16 protein-coding genes are annotated in these 22,382 nt (G+C 60.7%); 7 read left to right on the top strand and 9 right to left on the bottom strand.

Translation table 11 applies throughout. The features are described 5' to 3' along the window. Positions 1-19 precede the first annotated feature (19 nt). Genes B149_RS0112485 through B149_RS0112470 form a run of 4 tightly spaced genes read right to left on the bottom strand, consistent with a single transcriptional unit; the run spans position 20 to position 7,901 of the window. Complete coding sequence (locus tag B149_RS0112485) at positions 20-2,890, bottom strand: PD-(D/E)XK nuclease family protein (protein WP_018125503.1); 2,871 nt, start codon at positions 2,888-2,890, stop codon at positions 20-22. After that, positions 2,891-6,040, bottom strand: a complete 3,150-nt coding sequence (locus B149_RS0112480) for a UvrD-helicase domain-containing protein (protein ID WP_018125502.1) — start codon at positions 6,038-6,040, stop codon at positions 2,891-2,893. Then, on the bottom strand, positions 6,019-6,915 hold the full coding sequence (locus B149_RS0112475; protein ID WP_018125501.1) for a DMT family transporter: 897 nt from the start codon (positions 6,913-6,915) through the stop codon (positions 6,019-6,021). The genes B149_RS0112480 and B149_RS0112475 overlap by 22 nt, the downstream gene beginning before the upstream one ends. After that, positions 6,915-7,901, bottom strand: coding sequence for an ornithine cyclodeaminase family protein (locus tag B149_RS0112470; RefSeq protein WP_018125500.1), 987 nt, complete (start codon positions 7,899-7,901; stop codon positions 6,915-6,917). Before B149_RS0112470 ends, B149_RS0112475 begins: the two co-directional genes overlap by 1 nt. A gap of 152 nt (positions 7,902-8,053) precedes the next feature. Between B149_RS0112470 and B149_RS17190 the strand changes: the two genes are divergently transcribed. Continuing rightward, positions 8,054-8,887 carry an RluA family pseudouridine synthase gene (locus B149_RS17190; RefSeq protein WP_245533215.1) on the top strand — a complete coding sequence of 278 codons (834 nt, stop codon included), beginning with the start codon at positions 8,054-8,056 and terminating at the stop codon, positions 8,885-8,887. A gap of 50 nt (positions 8,888-8,937) precedes the next feature. Beyond that, positions 8,938-10,047, top strand: a complete 1,110-nt coding sequence (locus B149_RS0112460; RefSeq protein WP_018125498.1) for a hypothetical protein — start codon at positions 8,938-8,940, stop codon at positions 10,045-10,047. A 388-nt stretch (positions 10,048-10,435) separates the two neighbouring features. Here B149_RS0112460 and B149_RS0112455 read toward each other — a convergent pair whose 3' ends face one another. Both B149_RS0112455 and ftsY read right to left on the bottom strand, forming a co-directional pair. Beyond that, a complete protein-coding gene (locus B149_RS0112455) occupies positions 10,436-11,905 on the bottom strand; it encodes a 30S ribosomal protein S1 (protein ID WP_018125497.1) in 1,470 nt (489 codons plus the stop codon). 30 nt (positions 11,906-11,935) lie between these two features. Then, positions 11,936-13,363, bottom strand: a complete 1,428-nt coding sequence (ftsY, locus tag B149_RS0112450; RefSeq protein ID WP_018125496.1) for a signal recognition particle-docking protein FtsY — start codon at positions 13,361-13,363, stop codon at positions 11,936-11,938. Positions 13,364-13,504: 141 nt separating this feature from the next. On the opposite strand from ftsY, the gene asnS reads away from it, so the two are divergent. Then, complete coding sequence (asnS, locus tag B149_RS0112445; RefSeq protein ID WP_018125495.1) at positions 13,505-14,872, top strand: asparagine--tRNA ligase; 1,368 nt, start codon at positions 13,505-13,507, stop codon at positions 14,870-14,872. 75 nt (positions 14,873-14,947) lie between these two features. On the opposite strand, the gene B149_RS0112440 is transcribed toward asnS, so the two are convergent. Then, complete coding sequence (locus tag B149_RS0112440) at positions 14,948-15,868, bottom strand: Gfo/Idh/MocA family oxidoreductase (protein WP_018125494.1); 921 nt, start codon at positions 15,866-15,868, stop codon at positions 14,948-14,950. A 133-nt stretch (positions 15,869-16,001) separates the two neighbouring features. Between B149_RS0112440 and lpxB the strand changes: the two genes are divergently transcribed. The 4 genes from lpxB (at position 16,002) to B149_RS18025 (ending at position 20,582) form a co-directional block, all read left to right on the top strand. Then, positions 16,002-17,135, top strand: a complete 1,134-nt coding sequence (gene lpxB / locus B149_RS0112435) for a lipid-A-disaccharide synthase (protein ID WP_018125493.1) — start codon at positions 16,002-16,004, stop codon at positions 17,133-17,135. Next, positions 17,128-18,801 carry a glycosyltransferase family 2 protein gene (locus B149_RS17185; RefSeq protein WP_018125492.1) on the top strand — a complete coding sequence of 558 codons (1,674 nt, stop codon included), beginning with the start codon at positions 17,128-17,130 and terminating at the stop codon, positions 18,799-18,801. Before lpxB ends, B149_RS17185 begins: the two co-directional genes overlap by 8 nt. A 67-nt stretch (positions 18,802-18,868) precedes the next feature. After that, complete coding sequence (locus tag B149_RS0112425) at positions 18,869-19,192, top strand: hypothetical protein (RefSeq protein ID WP_018125491.1); 324 nt, start codon at positions 18,869-18,871, stop codon at positions 19,190-19,192. 100 nt (positions 19,193-19,292) lie between these two features. Continuing rightward, positions 19,293-20,582, top strand: coding sequence for an NYN domain-containing protein (locus B149_RS18025; protein ID WP_018125490.1), 1,290 nt, complete (start codon positions 19,293-19,295; stop codon positions 20,580-20,582). Positions 20,583-20,673: 91 nt separating this feature from the next. Here B149_RS18025 and ald read toward each other — a convergent pair whose 3' ends face one another. Next, the gene (gene ald, locus B149_RS0112415; RefSeq protein ID WP_018125489.1) at positions 20,674-21,786 is read right to left on the bottom strand and encodes an alanine dehydrogenase; all 1,113 of its coding nucleotides are present in this window, start codon (positions 21,784-21,786) and stop codon (positions 20,674-20,676) included. Positions 21,787-21,836: 50 nt separating this feature from the next. Continuing rightward, positions 21,837-22,322, bottom strand: a complete 486-nt coding sequence (locus B149_RS0112410) for an Lrp/AsnC family transcriptional regulator (protein WP_018125488.1) — start codon at positions 22,320-22,322, stop codon at positions 21,837-21,839. Between the last annotated feature and the right edge of the window lie 60 nt (positions 22,323-22,382).

Below are 22,382 nucleotides of genomic sequence, written 5' to 3'. Positions count from 1 at the left end.
GGTGGCGAATCCTATGGGGCTAGCTGCCGCAGGAACGGCGGAAGGCGCACCAGTCGCAGTGGCGTCCGGTGACCGCCTCGAAACTTTGCGCCGCGGTCATGTGCCTGAGGGCGAACCCGAGCAGGCGGGGAATCATGTCGTCGATGATTTCGGCGCGGTCGGCCTCTTCCCATTTTTTGGGAAACAACGGTTTTTCCTCGCCCTTGTCCTTGAGTTCCACCAGCGCGGCATCCCAAGGCGTCTCGCCCGTGTCATTCTTGTAGATGTGCAGATATGCCGGGAGCTGGACACTGCCGAGTGACTTGTACAGGTCGGGCAGCAGCAATGGGTCCGGGGCGTCGGGATCGTGGCTTGCCATGCGGTCCCAGAGCTCGCCCTCCCAGAATTTGGCGGCGGGCTTCTTGATGGTCCCGGTCTTGTAGTCGAGGATGACGATGCCGCCCTGCCTGCGGTCAACGCGGTCGAGCTTGCCGAAAAAGGGAATGCTCCTGCCGTCGAATTCGATGCTCCCCTCATAGCCCTTTTCAAGTGCCAGCGGTGTGGCGGTCCCTTGACTGTGCAGGAAGGAAAGCAGCCGTTCGCGCCCGGTGCGACGAATCGTTTCAAAGACATCGAAGGGGAGATGTCGGAAAACCGAGTTTTCGGCGAGTTGTTCCTCGAACGTGCTGGTCAGAATGTCCGCACCGAGCCCGCTTACATCCACGGAACGGCCGAGGTGTGGTGTCAGGAATGATTCCAGCGTGTCATGGATCGCGTTGCCCACGTGGCTGGAGAGTTCGTCCTCGGGACGGCTGTCCTCGCGGATGCCCGCCATGTATTCGAAGAAGAACAGCTTCGGGCAACGCAGGTAGGTGTCCAGCCGGGACGGTGAGAGGGGTTTCTTCTCCAATCGTTTCAGCAGTTCGGCGCGGATTTCCTCGGTGACGGGTATTCCGGGCACGTCCGTCGGTACGGCGCTGGAGCGCATGGTCACGGGCCTGAGCAGGTCGGACTTGCCGACCTCCACAACGTGTCCGAGTTTTTTCTCCTCCTCCCAGAGCAGTTGTTCCACGAAGCGGCTCCGGATGCTCTTGGAGTCGAGCAGCCCCGGATTCTCTCCGGATTGGTACAGGATGACCGCCTCGTCCGCGCCCTTGATGAGCCGATGAAAGTTGTAGGCGGCCACATAGTCCCGGCGGCGTACCCCGGGGAGTCCCAGTTCAAGCCGCAGGGTGTCGGGAAGCAGCGGGTCGTGCGGGTTGGTGCCGGGGATGCGTTCCTCCACCGCGTCCAACAGGATGAGCTTGCGAAAATGCAGCAGGCGCGTTTCCAGCACGCCGAGCACCTGCATTCCGGACAGCGGTTCCGGTTCGAAGGAGACACGCTCTGCCGAAAGCTCCTGCCGCAGCATGGCGAACAGCACGGGCTGCTTGAACGGCTCGTGCGAGGCCAGCGTGTCACGCAGCGCGGGGGCGGTTCCCTGCAACAGGCGGTACAGGCATTCCGCGTCGATGAGGTGGGCGTTCAGTACGTCCTTGCCTTGTTCGTGCAGCAGGCGGCCGAGGCCTTCCAGTGCGTCCGCGAGGGCGGCGAGTGTCTCCACGGTTGCGAAGCCGGAGAGGCAGGTGCCGAGCATTTCCCGGCGCACCGGCTCCACTGCGTGCGGAAGCACGTCGTCCAACGGTGCTTCCCCGAACGGCGGCTCCCAATGGCGGGGATCCACGCGGGCCGGGCCCAAGCGCAATTCTCCCTCGTGCAGGTGCAGGGTGCGGCGATATTCGTCGCCGCCGAGCATCCGGATGAAGGGGTGTCGCAACAGGGCCACGCAATCCTTCCAGAGGTACAGTCCGTTTTCGTCCCGGTTTTCCTGAAGGCGTATGAGGATGTCCAGCAGCCGGGCCAACGGCGTGCGGTCCAGCGGGTAGCCCATGGAGATGTTTACGTCCTCCTCGGGCAGATGATGCAGTACGGGCATGAGGGCGCCGGGATCGGGCAGCACCACGGCGGTGTCGTCGTGTTCCGGGTGTGCCCGCAATTCTTCGCCGAGCGCCTTGAGCTGCGAGTGGCGGTCGAATCCTTCCACGAAACGCAGGTCCGGGGTTCGTTCGGTTGCGTTGCCGTACACTTCCACCGGGGCGCGCCAGAGGCGTTGCCAGTCGCGATGCTCGAAGACCGCCCAGTGCCCCTTGCGATGTTCGGCCAGTTCGGGATCGGAATGCCACCAGACCTCAAGCAGTCCGCGCTGCCAGAGGGACTTCATCAGCATGTCCTCGGAACGCGACAGGGCGTAAAATCCGGCAGCCACGATGCGTCGGTCCCGGAACAGTTCGGCCGCGGCGTCGGTATTGGCGGCGGCGAAGCGAAGGTCCAATCCTGGTGTGGTCCAGCCAAGCCGGTCGAGTTTGTCAAGATAGCTTTCATGAACGGCGGACAGCTGTTCAAGCAGGGCGGATGCGTAGTCGGCCACTTCGCCACCAGCCAGACGGATGTCCACAGGGTCGGCGTCCTGACGGAACAGGTCTTCCATGAGGTCCGCAAGCCGCGCCCCCCAGGGCAAAAACTGTTCGCGCTCCAACTCGGGCAGCTGTCCGAGCAACCCGCGCCCTTCGCGTCGCAGGTCGTGTACGGTGCGGTAGAGCAACTCGATGCGGTCCAGCCGGTTTGCCTGCCGCATGGGGCCGGAAAGTTCGTCGCGAATCCCCTGTACGAAGCATCCCATGTGCGAGATTTCGGGCATTCGGCAGGGGCGCGGCAGGTCAGGGCACTGCTTGAAATATTCACGCAGATAACGACGTGGACGATCGTGGGTGAAGACCACGGTGTGCCTGTGCAGATCGGGCCGAGTCGCCAGTTCCGCGCCGAGGCCTTCGACGAAACGGTCTGTCCATGGGATGATGCGTATGGGTTCCATTTACCGCTCCCTCACTTCGCGCAGTTCCCGGCGGTCCAGATAGGCCAGCAGCCCCCGGCGATTCTGCGGGGCCTCCGGCATGGCGTCGAAGAGTCTGAGATAATCGCGCACCTGCTTTTCATGTTTGATGTCCGGCTCCGGGCCGGTCTTGAAGTCGAGTACGGTCAGCATGTTTTCTGTCTGGTGCAGCAGGTCGAGCCGTTTGAATTCGCCATCATCTCCGAGGATTTCCACCTCGCATTCACCCTCGCGAAGCAGCTGTGCCAGTTCCGGTGTCTCCATGGCCCACAGCAGCATGGCTTTGACTTCCGCATGAGCGCGGTCTCGCAGTTCGCCCCCGATGGCGGGGAATCCGCGCAGGGCCAGAAGCACTGCCCGCTCAGCGTCAGCATCCGAATTCCCGGTCATGCGCAAGTGCTCGAAGGCCAGATGCGCCAGATCGCCGCGGGTTCGCTCGTTGTAGAAGAACTCGTCGCGGGTATGGCGGTGGACACGCATCCTCGGCAGCCATGCACCGATCTCGGGTGGCTCGTTTCTCGGGCCGATGTCCTGTCCCGGTGTTTCCGGCTCTTTCTCGCCGACGGTTTCCGGTACGGGACGTTCGCCGCGTTCCACGACCGCCTCGCCGTCGCCGAAGGCATGACGCACCACCTCCAGAGCGGGATACGGACCGCCCTTGGGCGGGGTCTCCACCCAGAGGCCGTAGAGTTCCTCGGCGGCTCGGGTCCATGCCACATAGAGCAGATTGAGCTGCTCACGGCAGTTCTTGGCGGTCTGCCGCCAGTAGGGGCGGCCCAGGCCTTTGCGCAGCGGCGTCAGAAGGTGCATCCCGCCCTCGGAAACCACGGTGAACTCGCCGCGCGGGGCCGCGTCCCAGTCGTGGAAGGGGACGATGACCACAGGAAATTCCAGTCCTTTGGATTTGTGCATGGTCATGACGCGCACCGCCTCGATGTTGCCCGGAAGCGGAACCTTTTCCTCCTCCGAGTTTTCGCGCCAGTAGTCCAGAAATTCCGTGAGCGAACCGAAGCCGCGTTCCTCGGCCAGATGAATGACCTCAAGAAAACGACGAACGTAAAGCTCGGCATCGGGATGGCGTTCCAGCACCCGGAACGCGCTCACCGCCTCCTGTGTCAGGTCGTAGGGCGTCATGAGTCCGGCGCGATTGAGAAACGGGGCCACGCAGTTGGCCCATGCGTCCGGAAATTCCTTGCGGAATCGTGCTGCGAGCGGGCCTTTGCCGCGCTCCGCCATGAGGCGGAACACGTCCCCGGCGTCGAGCCCGGACTCTGGCAGGAAGAGCCATGTCCCGGTGACGAAGGAGGCGAACGCCGCATCGTTGCGCGGAGCGTCCAGATACTCCAGAAGCGCGGCCAGTTCCCGGATCACCGGGTGCCGGTCCAACCTCAGGCTGGATTCCGTGATGAACGGGATGTTCTTTTGCAAAAGCATGTCGCAGACCGGATCGGCGTGCTTGCGGCTGCGTACGAGTATGGCGATGTCGGAGAGGGCGCGGCGACCCGACAGTTCATCCATCAGTTCTGAAAGCCGTTCCACGGACTGCGATTCCACCTCGGACTTGTCGCCGCCCACCAGCCGTTCCATACGCACGTAGCCGCCGGTGTCTCGGTTTTTGGGCGCAATACCCTGTGCGCACTCGGAAAAATCGGAGCGGATGGTGTCCGCGAAGTCGGTCATGAAACCGATATCGGAGTCGGAGAAGAGGGTATTCGCCAAATCATTGGCGGCATCACCAAGCTCCAGTCGTTTGAAAAAGTCGTTGTTGAATTCCACCACTTCGCGGAAGCTGCGCCAGTTGTCCGGCAGGGTGGAGCGGTCGCTCCCGGCCATTTCAGCGAGCCCCTGCTGTTCGGCCACCTCGTCGAAAAGGTCTGCGTCGCCGCCGCGCCATCCGTAGATGGCCTGCTTCACGTCACCCACGTAATAGAGCGAGCCGCCCTTGGACAGGCATTCCTCGGCCAGCGGGGTGATGGCCGCCCACTGGTCGCGGCTGGTGTCCTGAAATTCGTCAACCAACAGGTGGTGCAGGCGGGAACCCAGACGGCAGAATGCCTCCGGCACCGCCGGGTGCTGAAGGAGATAAGCCACGTATCCGGCGATGGCGCTGCCGGTTATCGTGCCCTGCCTGCGTTCGACGTCGGCGAGGCCGGTCAGCAGCCCGACAGCCACTTCCACGGCGGGGGCGAGGCTGATGGCGCTGCGGTAGAGCGTCTGGAGTCGTTTCCATTCCGCCCACTGCGCCTTGAGATTCGCGTAGGTCCGTTCTCCCGCGTCGTCCACCATGAGGACGCCTTTCTTGTTGCAGCAGTCTGTGAGGAAATCCTTGGAAAGAAAGGTGGATTCGCTTTTCAGTTCTTCGTAGATGCCAAGAGGTTCGAGTTTTGCGAGCGCCTTGGGAAAGTTGGCGTTGACCGCAAGGCCGGTGTCGTCGATGTATTTTCGCATGGCCGCCACAGCGTTCTTCATGCGGACGTTGGCCTTCTTGAGCTCGGCTTCCATGGCCTCTGTGTCGGTATCCACCTGCTTGACGGTGCGCAGGAACTGCACGAGAGAGAGCACCCGGTCACGTATGCCTTCATGCAGCAGAAATCCCTTCTTCGACTCCACGCGCAGCATGGCACCGAGCATCTCGGCGAACTGGTCGCGTTCAACTTCGTCCCTACTGCATTTGGTGATGAAGTCGGCCCAGACTTCCTCGAACAGGTCCCCTTCATCGAATACCACGTCGAAAGCGGGATCAAGGCGAAGCTCCAGCGCGAAAAGGCGTAGCACGAGTGCCAACAGGGAGTCGATGGTCCGGATATTCAACCGGTGATAACGGCGCAGGATGTCGCGCAGGGCAGCTTCGTCGCGGGCTGGATCGTGCCCAGGCAGCAGGGCGCGGTCGCCCTTGCCGAGGGCCCCTTGCTTCAGGGCTTCGACTACGCGTTCCTTCATCTCCGCGGCGGCCTTGTTCGTGAACGTCACCGCGAGAATCTCGGGCCACGAATAGCCCTCGCGCGGTCCTCGGGTGCAGACCCGGACCTGTTCCTCTGCGTCCGCGCCGTCGATGAGGGAGAGAAAGCGGCGCGTGAGCTGGAAGGTCTTCCCGGAGCCAGCGGCCGCCTTTACCTGTCTGAGTTCGGACATTCTTTGTTCCGTCGTGTTTTTTGATCAATTACGACCATGAGCAGGGCGGCCATGATGAGGGCGCTGCCCGCGTAGCCGAAGATGCCAAACTGCTCGCCGAAGAGAACAAAGGCGAGCACGGCGGCCAGCACGGGTTCGAACGTGGCGATGACTGCCGCATTGGTCGCCTCCATGCGTCGCAGTCCGGCATAATAGGCGGAGAATGCGCCGTAGGAGCAAATCATGCCGATGCCGACGAGCAGGAGCCATGCTGTAGACGATTTCGGTGCGAAGTCAACGAAAGGCAACAGGATGAGCGAGCCGAAGGGCAGAGCGTAAGTGAATATTGTGGGGGTGGAGTAGCGGTGCAGCCACTTTTTCCCGAAGATGTAATAGAGCGCATAGGTCAGCCCGGCGGTGAGTCCGGCGGCCAGCCCGAAGAGATCCAGCGGAATGGTGGAGCCCCCGAGCAGTTTGGGGCCGAGGCTGATGCAGGCCACGCCCGCGATGGTCATCACGACGCAGGTCAGCTTGATGGCGCCGAGCGGTTCCTTGAGTATCACACGGGAAAGGAACGCCACCCACGCCGGGGCCGTGTAGAGCAGCACCGCGGCGAGCGCCATGCCCACGTCGCGTATTGCCAGCTGGTATGACACGTAGAACATGGTCACGCAGACAAAACCAAAGCTCAGCAACACGGGAAGGTCTCTGTAGCTGACCCGGACTATGCGTCTGTACTTGGCATGGGCCAGAAAACACAGCCAACCGAAGTTGGCGCGCCAGAACGCGATCTCCATGGCCGAGATGTCTTCTGCGAGCAGGAACTTGGTAAAGACACCGATGAGGCCCCACATGGAGGCCGCCGCAAGGATGTAGAAACAGCCGCGGATATCCACTAGAGTTTCACCGTTGTACCGAGTCCTTTGTCGGTAGCTCTGTCGTAAATCAGCGATGCGGTCATGACGTCGTGACTGGCGATGCCCATGAGTACCGCCCCCCGCAGGCCGTCGCGTACCGGAGCCATCAGTCCTGCGCAGATTTCGCCCATGTCGGAGTGGATTTCCTCGGCCACGGGGTAGCCGTTCTGAAAATAGACGCCCTGTTCCTGCGTCCAGAGATACTGCCCCCGGTTGTCCACGGTGAACACGCCGCGGCGCATGATCTCGTCGCTGAACGCGGCGTCGTAGTCCACGGAGATGCACAGTGCGTCAGGCTTGATCCAGTCCATGGCGATGGGGCGCTCGGGAGCCTCGACGATGGGTGTACAGGTGATGATGACGTCGGCATCGGCGCAGGCCTCCCTGAGTGTCCGACAGACGCGGAATCCGGCCTCGGGCAGCTCCGGTTGCATGTCGAACAGGAAGTTGCCGATCTGTTCTTCGGAGACATCATACAGGTTCACATGGTTCAGCCCCGGGAACACGTCGCGCATGGCCATGAGGTTCACCCGTCCCTGCACGCCGGTGCCGACGATGGCGGCGGTGCGCGTGTCCGGATTGCCGAAATGCTTGGCGTAGACCCCGGAAGCTGCGCCGGTGCGCCATGCCGTGATCCATCCCGCGTCCATGACCGCTCTGGGCAGTCCCGTCTCCGGGTCGTTCAGCACCATGACACCGCTGATGTAAGGCAGGCCCTTCGACGTATTCGGCGGGTAGCCGGAAACGCATTTCACCCCGCAGCGGTCCACGGCGCCGCCTACATGGCAAGGCATGGCGTGAATGAAGCAGTCCTCGCGTGGATGTACCCCGATCTTCGCCGGCATCTCCGCATCTCCGCCTCCGACGGCGGAAAACCCCCTTTCCACGGCGTCCATGACCATGGGCATGGTGATGTTCAGGGATTCTATCTCTTCGCGTGAAATCCAGAGAACGTCGAAACTCACAGGAGCCTCCTTTGCAGCGGATGGGAAACAGAGCGCCTTTGCCGACCTGATGCAAAGATGTAAGCCATGATGACCCTTTGCGTCAAAGGAGATTCCATCTTGCCCGGTTGCTTGCTCCGCTGTATTCTGCCCCGGCCATGAGTGAAAAACACATGATAGTCCCATCAGCCCTATCCGGAATCCGGCTGGACCGCGCTCTCGCGGAGTTGCTGCCGGAAACCGGCCTGCGCCATCGTCGCCGTCTGTGCGAAGAGGGCCGTGTCACGGTCAACGCCCGCAGGGCAAAGCCGTCACTCAAGCTCATGGAGGGGATGGAAGTCAGGGTTTCCGAAAATTCATGCGAACCGGCACGACCGGAAGATCTCGGGGTTTACGTTCTGGGTGCCGAAGACGGCTTCGCCGCCGTTTACAAGCCGGAAGGCGTTCACTCCGCAGTTATCGATGGGCGTACCAATTGTTCGGTTGAAGCCATGCTTCCCGCGCTGTTCCCGGAATATGCCCCCGTTCTCCTGAACCGTCTGGACAATCCGACCTCCGGCATTCTGCTCGTGGCGCTCAATGCCGGTGCCGCGCAACGTTATCAGCACATCGAGGATCGGGGCGGCATCCGCAAGGAGTATCTGGCGGAGGTCTCCGGAAGCGTTGTGGCCCCGGTTACAATCCGCAGGGCTCTCGATGTGGCCGATCGCCGCGTTGTGCGCGTTCTGGATGAGGATTCCTCCGACCCGCTCCGGCAAACCGCTGTCGAGCCCATTCGGCATGAGGCGAGCAGCGCATCAACCCTCGTTCGTTGTCGAATAGCAAAGGGCGCACGTCATCAGATTCGCGTGCACCTCGCGTCCATCGGGCATCCCATCCTTGGTGACACCCTGTACGCAGGCCCCGAAGCCGAACGGCTGCACCTGCACCACTATCGCCTCGAAATCGGGCAGGCCGTATTTCAAGCGCCCTGTCCGTTTGCCGAAGAAGATTCCGCCCAGCCCTAAAGCGATTCGCTCCGACTGCCGATAGCACGAGCAGAACGGAGAATCGTATCATGACGGCAATAGGCGGATATAACGGACCACAAGGCATCGGCGCCATGCAGCAGCGCGCGGTGAGCATTTCCCGCTACTCGGAGAACACCTCCAGCGGGATATCCTCCCTGTCGTCCGGTACCGCAGCCACCGCTGCCTATTCGCGCGACGTCGAGCTTCAGCAGGTCGCTTGGGACGACATTCGTCAAGGCATCGAAAAGGCCGAGCAGCGGGCTTCCGTTAACATGGTGGAGAGCCTTGATGCCTATCTCGGAGAAAACGCCGAGGCCCGTGCCGCCGGACGTACCACCGACGAATACAATGCCTTCCGCGAGACGCTCGACACCGCCGTGGACAATGGCAACTACCGTCACGCAAGAGAACTCGTCCAGCGTTTCTACGATGACGGCTCCGGTTCATTCGGCCGGCAGATGGACAAGATCATGGCCGAAGCCGACCGGACCTTCGCCGAAGAAGTCCGCCAGTCCTTTGCCGGATATCGCCTCGATGGAAACGGCAACGGCACCCAGGGCGGTCTGCACGGCCTGATCCAGTCTTCCCTCAACGCCGCATTCCGCAAGAATGACCGGCCTCACGGCATGGAGCAGTGGGCCGAGAAGCTTGAAGGAATGCGCGAAAAGGCTCTTGATCACGGCCTAGACAAGCTCGGTAACGCAGGGCGAAACCTCTACACCGAAAACGCGGAATCCGTCCTCGCTGCAACGTCCGACCATCTCCGCAGACAGCTCGCCGGTGACCAATCCGTCGTAGCCGAACTCGATCAACAACAGGACGAAGGCCAGACCGGCCTGAACTACGGCGACACCATCGGCGGCCTCGCAGCTCGCTATGACGATCTGCGAAACGACTTCCTCTCCGAGCTGCAACACCGCCTCGGCGGCAGAACCATCGTCGAGGTAGTCGAAGTCGAAAACCCCGAAGCCCCCAAGGCAGACGGCGGTGTCACCCTCGAAGTGATCAAGCCAAATGCCCTCCAGCGGCAGACCGAACTGCTCGAAAAGAAGCTGGAATCCAAGCGTGACAGCAAGCAGGTCGCCGACACTTACGCAGAGAACGCCGAAACGGATGAATCTCCAGCACCCGGCACCGCACTGGATATCGCAGTTTAACCGAATTTTTGGGAAGGGAAGTCCTTCGGCGGGTCTCCGACGGGCCCTTCAGGCGGACCAAAGGGGCGGGCCCCCTTTGGAAACCCTGTGTTGTTTTCCGGTGTGTTGCGGCTGAGACGATCCCTGCGGGTATCGCCCCACCCGCAACACACCGGGAAACGGGGGATTCCGGGGGGAGACTCGTGGCTTAGCCGAAGTAGCGAATTGCTCTGAATTCTTTGCGTCTACTAATAACATTGCCCAACCCGCCATATCCCAACGAGAACGGCCCGCTGTCACGAAGTGCAGCGGGCCGTTCTCGTTGGGATATGGCAAGCCGGGGATTCCAAAGGGCCCTCGGCCCTTTGGCGGGGTGCAGGGGCAGCGCCCCTGCCCGCCGGAGGCTTCATTATTTCTTGTTCTTCATCGCTTCCTGAAGTTTTTCGCCCAGCAGTCCGAGTCCGCCGCCGGAGTTTCCTGCGGAGGGTTTGGCTTTTTTCTTGGGGGCGTATTCCTTCCAGTCTTCGGCGTCTTTTTCGTCGCCGACGCGCAGGCTGATCTTACGTTCGCCGGATTTGACATCGCCGATGACCACGGTGGCTTCATCGCCGGCATGCAGTTTCTCGAACTCGGAAGCTTTTTCGGAGCGGGAGAGGACCGACTTGGGCAGCAGTCCGGTGATGCCGGGTTCGAGGTTGATGAAGATGCCGAACTGTTCGTGTTTTTCCACGGTGCCCTTGACGGTCTGGCCTTCCTGGTATTTTTCGGCCACGTCGAGCCACGGGTCGCCTTCTGCGTCCTTAATGGACAGGGACAGGCGGCGGTTGTCGGCGTCGATGCTTTTGATTTTGACGGAGACGGTCTGTCCTTCGGAGAGCACGTCGCCGGGCTTGTGGACGCGCTGGGTGTAGCTGATCTCGGAAACGTGCACGAGTCCGTCGAGGCCCGGAGCGATCTCGACGAATGCGCCGAAGTCCGCGAGCCGCACGACTTTGCCGGTGACCTTGTCCCCTTCGGCGAACTGGGTGACCACGGAGTCCCACGGGTCCTGCGCGAGTTCCTTCATGGAGAGGGAGATGCGCTGGCGGCCCTTGTCGTCGGTGTCGAGCTTGATGATCTTGGCTTTGACCTTCTGGCCGACGGCCACGGCTTCTTCGGGGTGCTGCACGCGTCCGTAGCCGAGTTCGGAGATGTGGACCATGCCTTCGAGGCCGGTGGCAATCTCGACGAATGCGCCGAAGGGGGCGAGGCGGGTGATGGTGCCTTCCACTTCGTCGCCTTCCTTGGTCTCGGCGAGGAACTGTTCGGTGGCGGCTTCGGCTTCGCGCATGAGCAGCGCGCGGCGGGAGACGACCACGTTGCGGCCCTTGTTGTCGAGTTTGGAGATGAGGAACTCGTAGGTGTTGCCGACGTACTCCTCGGGATTTTCCACGAAGCGGCTGTCGATCTGGGAGACGGGGCAGAAGGCGCGGCGTTTGAGAATCTCGACGTCGAAGCCGCCCTTGTTGGTGCCGGTGACCTTGCCTTCGACGGGCAGGTTTCCTTCCTTGGCCTCTTCCAGCATCTTCAGACCGCCGATACCGGCCAGCGCCTTGGACAGGCGGATGCCGCCGGAGTCCTTGCCGACCACGTAAAGCTCCACTTCGTCACCCTCGGCCACGGTTAGGTTGCCTTCCTCATCGAGCAGTTCCTCACGCTCGACGATGCCGTCCAGTTTGCTGCCGGTGTCGACGAACACCGCAGAGCCATCGATGGCGATGACTTTTCCGGCAACCTTGTCGCCGACGTTCAGGTCGTCCGTGCCGCTTTCGCTGTATTGCTCGAAAAGTTCGGCAAAAGATTCTTCGCCCTGGCCGTTGCTCTTGATTTCCTCGGACATCAAAGGGTTCCTGTAGAAAAGGGTTGGAAGTTAGGTGAGAAGCGCCTTGGCGAAGTCCTTGCCGTCGAACGGGCGCAGGTCTTCCATCTTCTCACCGAGGCCGACAAAGCTGATGGGCAGCCCGAACTGCTGGGCCACCGCCACGACGACGCCGCCTTTCGCGGTGCCGTCGAGTTTGGTCAGAATAAGTTCGTCCACGCCTACCGCCTCGTGGAACAGTTTGGTCTGGGACAGGGCGTTCTGTCCGGTGGTGGCATCGATGACGAGCAGGCTCTTGTGCGGTGCGCCTTCGTGCTTCTTGCCCACGACGCGTTTGATCTTCTTGAGCTCGTCCATGAGGTTGACCTTGGTGTGCAGCCGCCCGGCGGTATCGAGCAGCAGCAGATCATACCCTTCTTCGATGCATTTTTCCATGGCTTCATAAGCCACGGCGGCCGGGTCGGATCCGGCTTCCTTGGCGAAGAATCCGGCTCCCACGCGCTCGGCCCAGACTTCGAGCTGCTCGATGGCGGCGGCGCGGAAGGTGTCGCCTGCGGCGATGAGCACCTTGCGGCCCTGCATCTGGGCGCGGTGGGCGAGCTTGGCGATGGTGGTGGTCTTGCCCACGCCGTTGACGCCGACCATCATGACCACCTCGGGCGGGTTGACGGCGGTGATGCGCGGCGGGGTGCGGAAAATTTCTTCGAGTTCCTCGCGCAGGATGTCCTTGAAGTGCGCGGGGTCGGTAGTTCCGGCCTTTCTGGCGCGGGACTTGAGGCTTTCCATGAGCTGGTTGGCGGCCTCCATGCCCACGTCGGCCATGATCAGGATTTCCTCGAACTCCTCCCAGAAATCATCGTCCATGCTGTCGTGGCTGGCCAGCATGCTGTCGATGTGCTTGGTGAGGGTCTCCTTGGTCTTGGTGATGCCTTCGGAGAGCTTGAGGAACAACCTGTCGCGCTCGTCTTCCTCGTCTTCGAGGTCCAGAGCGAGGGCGAGGCGGTACTGAAGTTCGGAGCGGAATTCGTCAACGGACTCGTAGCCCATGTCGTCCAGCCACTGGCGGAAGCGGGCGATGAAGTCCTGCGCTTCGTCGGCCGGGGCCCCGAGGCTTTCGAAAAGAAAGGCGAGACGCTGCCAGAGGCGGTCACCGGCTTCGTCGATGTCTTCAAGGATGACGGAGAGCCATTCGGAAAGGCGCGGTTCGGCCTGACGCAGGGAAAGGGTCAGCTCTTTCTGCCAGTCCTGTGCTTCGACGGGTGCGGCTTCGTGAGCGGGGGCGGCGGCCTCGGGCTGCGGTTCGGGCTGTGCTTCGGCCTGTAGTTCGGCGCTGGGGGCTTCGGGTTCCGGAGCCTTCTCCGGCGCGGCTTCGGGCAGGTCTACTTCGATGCCCTTGTCCTGAACGTAGTCCTCGACGGCTTGCCGGGCGACTTCGTCCGGGCTTTGCCAGAGTTTCTTCAGTTTGGAAAAGAAAGCCATATCTGTACGAGTCCTTTTGATAGCATTGCGTGCATTCGGTGCAGGGGTTGTATATCACGCGCACGCGGGACGCAACAGTGGGCGTTGCCATTTGTTGGGTGAAGGGCTAGAAAGACCGAAAAAGTTTTTCCGGGGGATATGATGAAAAGAACGAAAATCAAGGCCCTTCTGAATGCTGAAAGCGCAATGCCCGAGATCGTGGTCAAGGGCTGGGTGCGTACCAAGCGCGACAGCAAGGGATTTTCCTTTCTCGAACTCAATGACGGTTCCTGTCTGAAAAACATTCAGACGGTCATCGACCACACGCCTGAAATCGAAGCCGAGCTTGCCAAGATCGGCACCGGCGCATCGGTGGCCATCGAAGGCGAGCTGGTGGAGTCGCCGGGCAAGGGACAGAAGTGGGAGGTCCGTGGCAAATCGCTCAAGCTGCTTGGCGAGGCCGATCCCGAGACCTTCCCGCTGCAGAAGAAACGCCACTCCGACGAGTTCCTGCGCGGCATCGCGCATCTGCGTCCGCGCACCAACAAGTTCGGGGCCATGTTCCGCATCCGCTCCGAGCTGGCGCAGGCCATTCACAAATTCTTTGCCGAGAAGGACTTCTTCTACGTGCACACGCCGGTGCTCACCGGCTCGGACTGCGAAGGCGCGGGCGAGATGTTCCGCGTCACCTGTCTTGAGCACGGCTGCAAGTCGTCCATTGAAGAGGACTTCTTCGGAAAACCCGCGCATCTTACGGTTTCCGGTCAGCTTGAAGCCGAAATGTTCAGCCTCGCGCTGGGCGACGTCTACACCTTCGGCCCCACGTTCCGCGCCGAGAATTCCAACACCCCGCGCCACGTGGCCGAGTTCTGGATGATCGAACCGGAAATGGCTTTTGCGGACCTCGCGGACGACATGGATCTCGGCGAAGTGATGATCAAGTATCTCGTGCGCCACATCCTCGACAACTGCGCGGATGACGTGGAGCTTTTCGCCAAGTGGGTGGACAAGAGCCTCATGCCCACGCTGGAAACCATTCTCGAAAACGAGTTCATCCGCCTTCCGTACACCGAGGCCATCAACGTCCTCAAGAAGACCAAGAAGAAGTTCGAGTACCCGGTGGAATGGGGCATGGATCTCCAGACCGAGCATGAGCGCTTTCTGTGCGAGGAAAAGTTCAAGCAGCCGCTGTACGTCTACGACTATCCCAAGACCATCAAGCCGTTCTACATGCGCATGAATGATGACAACGAGACCGTGGCGGCCATGGACTGCCTCGTGCCGCGCATCGGCGAGATCATCGGCGGTTCTCAGCGTGAGGAACGCCTCGACGTGCTCCATGCCCGCATGAAGGAAATGGATCTTTCCGAAGAAGAATACTGGTGGTATCTGGATTCCCGCCGGTTCGGCTCCGTGCCGCACGCGGGTTTCGGCCTTGGTTTCGAGCGCCTGCTGATGCTCGTGACCGGCGTGGGCAACATCCGCGACGCCATCCCGTTCCCGAGGACGCCCAATCATCTGGAATTCTAATCGGGTTCCTGCGAATGTAAAAAAGCGGGACGGCCATGGCCGTCCCGCTTTTCTTTTGTCCGGTATTCGCTGTCGTTAGCAGCCGCAGGTGAAGATGCGGTCGAAGGTGCGCAGCACTTCCAGTCCGTCTTCGCCGCTGATGGGCATGGGCTTGCCTTCCTTGATGGCACCGAGGAAGGCGTTCAGCTCGGCGCGCACGGGCTCCTTGTAGACGAGCGGCCATTCGCGCACGGAGTAGGATTTGTCGTAGGTGGAGAAGGCAGAGTATTCCTTCACTTCCTGCGTGACGAGGTTGCAGTCGATGTACTTGGACTCGAAGGCAACGTTGATCTTGCGGGATTTGTACGGCGTGACCCAGTTGGTGCTGATGTTGGCCAGCACGCCGTTTTCCATTTCACAGGTGATGAGTGCGGTGTCCTCGTGCTTGCCGAGGGAAGTGGAAGTCACGGCGTACACCGTCTTGAACTCCGAGCCGGTGAGGAAGCGCACCAGATCCAGATCATGGGAACCGAGGTCCTTGACCACTCCCACGTCCTGAATGCGCGGCGGGTAAGGGCCCACGCGCTCGATGGTGATGGAGATCATGTCGTCCCCCACCAGCTCCTTCACGCGCTGCACGGCCGGGTTGAAGCGTTCGATGTGGCCCACCATGAGCGGCACGCCGGCGGCCTTGGCGCGATCCACGAGTTCCTGACCCTGTTCGGCGGTGGCGGCCAGCGGCTTTTCCATCAGCAGGGCGATGCCCTTGTCGATGAGCTTGAGGCCGATTTCGTGGTGCAGGATCGTCGGGACGCAGACGCTGACGGCGTCGATGTCCTGTTCGAGCAGCTTGTCCACGTCGTCGAAGGTCGGCACACCGAACTGTTCGTTGACTTCGGCCAGAGCTTCGGCGTTGACGTCCATGACGCCCACCACGTTGGCTTCGGGCATCTCCGTATAATTTCTCAGGTGAACCCGGCCCATCCAGCCGAGTCCGATGACAGCTACGTTCATCATGGTCATTATTCCTATAGGTGTTTGTTTGCGGAAAACGTGGGCCCTTGGTACCCGCTTGTGAATCGGATGGCAAGCCCATCTCACACCGCTTGCGCGCACGGCGGGATCGGGCTACTGTCCGCTCATGAATTTGATGAATCCGGACGGGCCCGTATGGATAAGCGCGGGCGAGGCATCTGGCGATCTGCACGGCGCGGTTCTTTGCAGAGAGCTCAAACGGCGCGACTCATCGCTCTCCATCATGGGCATGGGCGGTCCCGCCATGGAGCGCGCGGGCTGTGATGTGCGCTATCCCATGAGTCTGATATCCCTCGTGGGGCTGACCGAAGTCTTTGCCGGACTGCCGCGCATCATCCGCCTGCTGGGGAAACTCAAACGTGATTTCCGCCGCGAGCGGCCTCGGGCCATCATCCTGCTCGACTGCCCGGATTTTCACTTCCGCGTCGCCAGGATGGCCCGCAAGATGGGGATTCCCGTCTATTACTATATAAGTCCACAGCTTTGGGCGTGGCGTTCGGGCAGGGCCAAATTCCTGCGCGAAAACGTGCGGGACGTGTTCTGCATTCTGCCTTTCGAAAAAGATTTCTACGCGCAGTACGGCATGGACGTTTCCTACATCGGCAACCCGCTGGTGGACGAGGTGCCGCTCGACCGGTTGCAGGGCATTGATCCCGAGCCGGAGCGCGTGGGCATCCTGCCCGGCAGCCGGAACAAGGAGATTTCCACGCTTCTGCCGGAGTTCACCGAGGTGGCGAAGCGGCTCCGGGAGCGCAATCCGGCGGTACGCTTCAGCCTGTTTCGAGCGCCCGGGATGCCGGTGGAGCGGCTCATGGAATTCTGGCCGGAAGAGCTGCCGGTGGACATCGTGGACCCGGATGACCGATATGAGGGCATGCGCCGCTGTTCGTTCGTCCTTGCGGCATCGGGCACCGTCTCGCTGGAGCTTGCGCTTGTGGGCACGCCCTCGATTATCGCGTATCGTCTCTCCAAGCTCACGTATCTGATCGGCAGCATGATCGTGAACGTGGACTTCATCAGCCTGCCCAACCTGATTTTTGGCCGGGAGGTGTTTCCGGAAATGGTGCAGGAGAACGCCACGGCGGACGCGCTTTTCGGGCAGGCCCTGTCGTGGATGGAGGATTCCGCCCGACTCGAAGCCGTCCGCGAGGACCTGCGGCAGCTCAGGAATATGCTGGGCGAGCCGGGAGCGGCGGGGCGCGCGGCAGATATCATTCTCAAGGATCTGAAGGAGTTGGCCCATGGCTGATCCCCTGCTGCCCGACGTCCCGGTGCCCGGCCCCGGTTTTTTCGAACTGATGCGGACGCGGTACCCCGGCTGGATTCTCGGGGTGGTGCAGAGCGATCATATTCGCGGCCTCATGCATGCGCTGGACCTGCTCGGCAACGAGTCTCCGGATGCCGCCGCCGCAGGGTGCGGAGTGGGCTGGTGGACCATCGCCCGGCAGCCGTTCGACCGGGATTTCCTGACCCGCTTTGCGTCCTTCAACGCCGCGAGGCCTTTTCTGCCGGAACAGGCTCGACGGTTTTTCGAGCATCTCTCCACGCACCTGACCGAGCTTCCGGAAGACGACGCCGAACTGTGGGAGCAGGTGATGCTCAACGGCGACCCGTCCTACGCCATTAAATTTCTCATGCCGCGGCTGGCGCGACCGGAAGGTGTCGCATGGCTCGGCCTGTGCTGGGACGGTTTGTTGCGTTTCGGCAGCGAATCGCTGCTTGAGGCCGCTTTGTCCTCCCTGTCTTTCGACGGTGAACTGGCGCCGCTGCTGCCGCGTCTGCGTGCCGAGGCCGCCTTTCACATGTCACCACCGGACGAGGCTATCAAGGCCGTGGACCGCGTGGACGCCTCGGTATGGGGCTTCTGGCCCGCCTATCATCGCGCCGAGCTGTTGATACGCTCTGGCCGTACGGAAGAGGGGACCGACCTGCTTGAACGGCTGGTGCTCAAAATGCCGTGGCACACCAATCTGCTGCTCAAGCTGGACTCGCTTCGCAACCCGTTGCCGCTTCCTGCGCCGCCCACCGCCGATGAGGTGGCTATTCTGGCCTATTCCTGGAACAAGGCCGACCTCATGCTGCGCACGCTGGAGTCGCTTCGCAAAAGCGAAATCGGACAGGCGCGGATTTTCCTTCTGGACAATGGTTCCACGGATCACATGCAGGACGTCTTTCGGACCGCCAAGGAGTGGTTTGGCGACCGGCTGCAAACCGTGACCCTGCCCATTAATATCGGTGCGCCTCCGGCGCGGAACTGGCTTTTGTCGTTGCCCGAGGTGCGAGCCTGCCGCTGGGCGGCCTTTCTGGACGATGACGTGGTGCTGCCGCCGGACTGGCTTCTGAAGTTGCTAGGCGCGTCGCGGCTTGATCCTGACGCCGGAGTGGTTGGGTGCCGCATAACTTCCGCAGACTCTCCCTATGGTCTTCAGTCCGCAGACTACAACCTGCTTCCCGTGCCGCCTTCGGCCGGAGAGCCGGGCGAGATGCCGCGAAGGATCAATCTTTTCGACTCCTGCTCCGGTGCGCTGGATGACGGACTGTTCAGCTATGATCGCCCCTGTCTTTCTGTTTCCGGCTGCTGCCATCTGGTAAGCATGAAGGCGGTGGAAAAGGCAGGAGCCTTTGACGTCCGTTTCAATCCGTCGCAGTTCGACGACCTCGAACGGGATCTGCGCAGCGCGCTGGCCGGAATGTCCGCCGTCTACTGCGGAACGCTGGCCGTGCGTCATGTCCAGCACTCCAGCCTCGCCAAGGCCACCACACCGCAGCAGATGGGGCACGTCATGGGCAACAAGTTCAAGCTGGAGACCAAGTATGACGATGCACAGGCAGTCCGACTGGCCGAGATTGACAGCCGTCTGCTTTGGACAAGTCTGGCCGAAACGTTGCAAAGACTGGACAGACACTCCGCCTGATTGTATCCCGTTTCCCTCTGGAATATAAAAAGCATGGCACCGCGTCCGGTGCCGGGAGGCGAAAGCTATGGAAGACGTACGAGTCTACGGTGACTTTCACGGCCTGACCCCGGACAAGTTTGAACGCATCCGGGATGAGATTCCATTCGAGCAGGTGGAGTACAAGGACAACGTCCTCAGGGTGGACCATGAGGGAAAGTACCTCATGGTGGAAGACTTTCTGGAACTCATGGCCGAAGTGATGGCCGATGAAGGCCGCGGCGCCGTTGAATACATTGATCAGCTGGAATGGGAAGTGACCCGTTACACTATTGAAAATGGACGCATTTGCAGCAAACTGGTCAAGGTGGACAACGTGCTCGACGCGCATATGCGCGACCACGGTCTATAGGCTGGCTTTTTTTTTGAAAACCATGTTACGGTCCGTTCTTGCGTATGGCATGAACGGACCGTTTCTTATTTACAAGGGTCCATAAAACAACGGAGTACATGTGAGCCGTGCAGAACAGATAGCGCTTTACTGGGATTTCGAGAACATTCACGCGTCACTTTGCACCCTGCGGTATGGACCGCACTGGTACAGAGACAAAATGAACCGGCACTCGCGCCAGCCTGCATTGGTGGATATCAATTCCATCATGGAGTTCATCAACTCCGTCGGCGAAGTCAATATCAACAAGGCCTATGGAAACTGGAGCTTCTTCTTCGGGTACAGTTTCGACCTGCAAAATCATGCGGTGGATCTGGTGCAGATGTTTCCCAGAGGATCCCACGGCAAGAACGGTGCGGATATCCGCATGGCCATCGACGCCATTGAGGATATCACTCTGAATCCGCACATCAGCACCGTGGTGGTCATCGGCGGAGATTCGGACTACGTCGCTCTGGCCCAGAAGGTCAGGCAGCGAGGCAAACGGATAATCGGCATCGGCGTTCGCGAGACCACCAACCAGTACTGGATGAAGTCCTGCAACCAGTTCAAGTACTATTCTTCGCTGCTGGTGAAGTCTTCGTCCATCTCCAGTCTGGAGAAGGAGGGCTACGAGGCCGGAGATCTGGAAGATGCCAAGAAGTTGCTGATCAAGGCACTGGGACGCATTGCGGCGGAGACAGGAGAGACGAAGATAGTCAAGGCGGCCATCAAGCCCATGCTCATTAGGCTCGATCCGGCCTTTGACGAGAGTAACTACGGTTTCTCGACCTTCAAGTCGTTCCTCGAATCCTGTCAGGACGTCATCAGCATCCATAACGGCGAGCACGACCACCACATCTCCCTCAAGTCGCCCGAGGACCTCGCGCGACTGGAAACCAACGCGCGCAAACTGCATCCCTACGAACTGATCCTTCAGAAACAGCATGTTCACCTGCCGGATCCGACGCTGCTGACCACCGGCATCCGCGAGACTTTCGCGCTTTTTGTGGAACACGGCGAAATTTCGGGCTATCCGCTCTTTCGCGAGAAACTCGACGAACGATTGAAGGCCAAGGGAATCGAGGCGACGGCCAAAGATCTGAACAATATCCAACAGGTGCTTTTCCGCACGTTCTGTTTCAAGCTGAATTACGAACGTCAGACCCTCAGCATCCAGCCCGACGTGGCCAGTGCGGACATGCTCTGGGTTCGGGCGGTGAGTTATCTTGTCAAGCGCATCACCGACAACCTTGAGGAGCCGCCGGATTACGAAGCCATGTCCGAGCTGCTCTTTGGCGATACGGAGAATGCCGGGCACCTGCGCGATATCCATGACAATGAGCTTTGGAAGCGCAATAGCCGCGAATAACGAAAGGATCTGCTTCACAAATACGAAGGCCGGAACCCGAGGGTTCCGGCCTTTTTTTACGACATCCCGCAAGCAGGATGGCAGATGATGACTATGCGTTTTTCAGCGCCGCTTCCGGGGTGATGGAATCGATGCCGAATGCTTCGCCGACCGCGGGGCAGGTCAGGGTGCCGTGCATGGTGTTCAGGCCCAGGGCCAGCGACGGGTCGTCCTTGAGCGCGGCCACACCCTTCTGCGCAAGGCGCATGGCGTAGGGCAGGGTCTGGTTCACCAGCGCGAAGGTGGAAGTGCGGGGCACTGCGCCGGGCATGTTTGCAACGCCGTAGTGAACGACGCCTTCCACCTCGTAGGTCGGGTTGTCGTGGGTGGTGGGCTTGATGGTTTCCACGCAGCCGCCCTGGTCCACGGCAACGTCAACGATGACGGAGCCCTGTTTCATGGTCTTGAGCAGTTCGCGGGTCACAAGCTTGGGAGCCTTGGCGCCCGGAATGAGCACTGCGCCGATGACAAGGTCGGCTTCCTTGAGAGCTTCACGGATGTTGGGCTCGGTGGAGCTGACGGTCATCAGGCGGCCGTCAAAGGCTTCGTCGAGGTACTGGAGACGGCGGTGGGAGAGGTCGAGCACTTTCACGGAAGCGCCCATGCCCATTGCCATGCGTGCGGCGTTGGTGCCCACGATGCCGCCGCCGATGACGGCGACCTTTGCCGGCGGAACACCCGGAACGCCGCCGAGCAGCATGCCGCGACCACCCTGATTCTTTTCAAGATGATGCGCGCCCACCTGAGTAGCCATGCGGCCCGCCACTTCGGACATGGGGGTCAGCAGGGGCAGGGAGCCGTCAGGCATCTGCACGGTTTCATAGGCAACGCCCACGGTTCCGGCCTCAAGCAGCGCGTTGGTCAGGGGCTCGGCGGCTGCAAGGTGCAGGTAGGTGAACAGGAGCTGGTCCTTGCGCAGGAACTTGTATTCGCTTTCCAGCGGTTCCTTGACCTTGATGACCATTTCGGCACCCCAGGCTTCCTCTGCGGAAACCATCTTGGCGCCTGCGGCGGAGAATTCCTCGTCGCTTAGCCCGCTGCCCACTCCGGCTCCGGCTTCCACCAGCACTTCATTGCCCTGACGGACAAGGCTTTCCACGCCACCGGGGGTCATGGCAACGCGATTTTCGAGGGTTTTGATTTCCTTGGGGATACCAATGATCATTGTCCTGTCTCCTTACGCTTGAGGGATACTAGTTCATGGCAACTACACGATTATTCTGCGCTGAAAAGCCGGGTTACGGCCTCAGGGAGAAGCAGCCATTTGCGGCGCGACTTCATGACCATGAAGGATTCGCTCGATCCCACGCCGCCGATCTGTGAAAGATCTTTGTCAAGGAAGTCATAGAGATCGCTGGTATTTTCCGTACAAACGATTTCCACGATCAGGTCGTATCTGCCAGTGACCACGGCACACCAGTTGACGCGGTCGAGGTTGGCGATCTGCTCAAGTTTTTCATCAAGCAGCTTATGGCTCTGGAGGGTGATCCCCACGAGAGCGACGGTAAGGCCTTTGGTGCGCATGGGGTCCACGAGGCCCGCCACCTTGAGCGCGCCTGCGGAAATAAGGTTCTTCATGCGCGAGCGGACGGTAGGAGGAGTAACTCCCAAACGCTCGGTCAGCTTTCCCACCTGAGACTGTCCATCTTCGGTAAGAGCTGCCACGAGTCTTTTATCAAGGTTGTCGAGAACTTTTTTCATCAAAGTGTCCCTGTTGTGTTTAAGACTTGCCTAAAGCAAATTTAGAGTGGGTCATTTCTA

The organism is Desulfovibrio oxyclinae DSM 11498, from assembly GCF_000375485.1.
Lineage (GTDB): Bacteria > Desulfobacterota > Desulfovibrionia > Desulfovibrionales > Desulfovibrionaceae > Pseudodesulfovibrio > Pseudodesulfovibrio oxyclinae.
The sequence above is the reverse complement of the archived record's forward strand: the minus strand, read 5'-3'. Positions and strand labels throughout refer to the sequence as shown.

Excerpts from the sequence above, each read along its gene's own strand:
- B149_RS0112485 (WP_018125503.1), bottom strand. The coding sequence starts at position 2,890 with ATGGAACCCATACGCATCATCCCATGGACAGACCGTTTCGTCGAAGGC.
- B149_RS0112480 (WP_018125502.1), bottom strand. The coding sequence starts at position 6,040 with ATGTCCGAACTCAGACAGGTAAAGGCGGCCGCTGGCTCCGGGAAGACC.
- B149_RS17190 (WP_245533215.1), top strand. The coding sequence starts at position 8,054 with ATGATAGTCCCATCAGCCCTATCCGGAATCCGGCTGGACCGCGCTCTC.
- B149_RS0112460 (WP_018125498.1), top strand. The coding sequence starts at position 8,938 with ATGACGGCAATAGGCGGATATAACGGACCACAAGGCATCGGCGCCATG.
- B149_RS0112455 (WP_018125497.1), bottom strand. The coding sequence starts at position 11,905 with ATGTCCGAGGAAATCAAGAGCAACGGCCAGGGCGAAGAATCTTTTGCC.
- ftsY (WP_018125496.1), bottom strand. The coding sequence starts at position 13,363 with ATGGCTTTCTTTTCCAAACTGAAGAAACTCTGGCAAAGCCCGGACGAA.
- asnS (WP_018125495.1), top strand. The coding sequence starts at position 13,505 with ATGAAAAGAACGAAAATCAAGGCCCTTCTGAATGCTGAAAGCGCAATG.
- B149_RS0112440 (WP_018125494.1), bottom strand. The coding sequence starts at position 15,868 with ATGATGAACGTAGCTGTCATCGGACTCGGCTGGATGGGCCGGGTTCAC.
- lpxB (WP_018125493.1), top strand. The coding sequence starts at position 16,002 with ATGAATCCGGACGGGCCCGTATGGATAAGCGCGGGCGAGGCATCTGGC.
- B149_RS17185 (WP_018125492.1), top strand. The coding sequence starts at position 17,128 with ATGGCTGATCCCCTGCTGCCCGACGTCCCGGTGCCCGGCCCCGGTTTT.
- B149_RS0112425 (WP_018125491.1), top strand. The coding sequence starts at position 18,869 with ATGGAAGACGTACGAGTCTACGGTGACTTTCACGGCCTGACCCCGGAC.
- ald (WP_018125489.1), bottom strand. The coding sequence starts at position 21,786 with ATGATCATTGGTATCCCCAAGGAAATCAAAACCCTCGAAAATCGCGTT.
- B149_RS0112410 (WP_018125488.1), bottom strand. The coding sequence starts at position 22,322 with ATGAAAAAAGTTCTCGACAACCTTGATAAAAGACTCGTGGCAGCTCTT.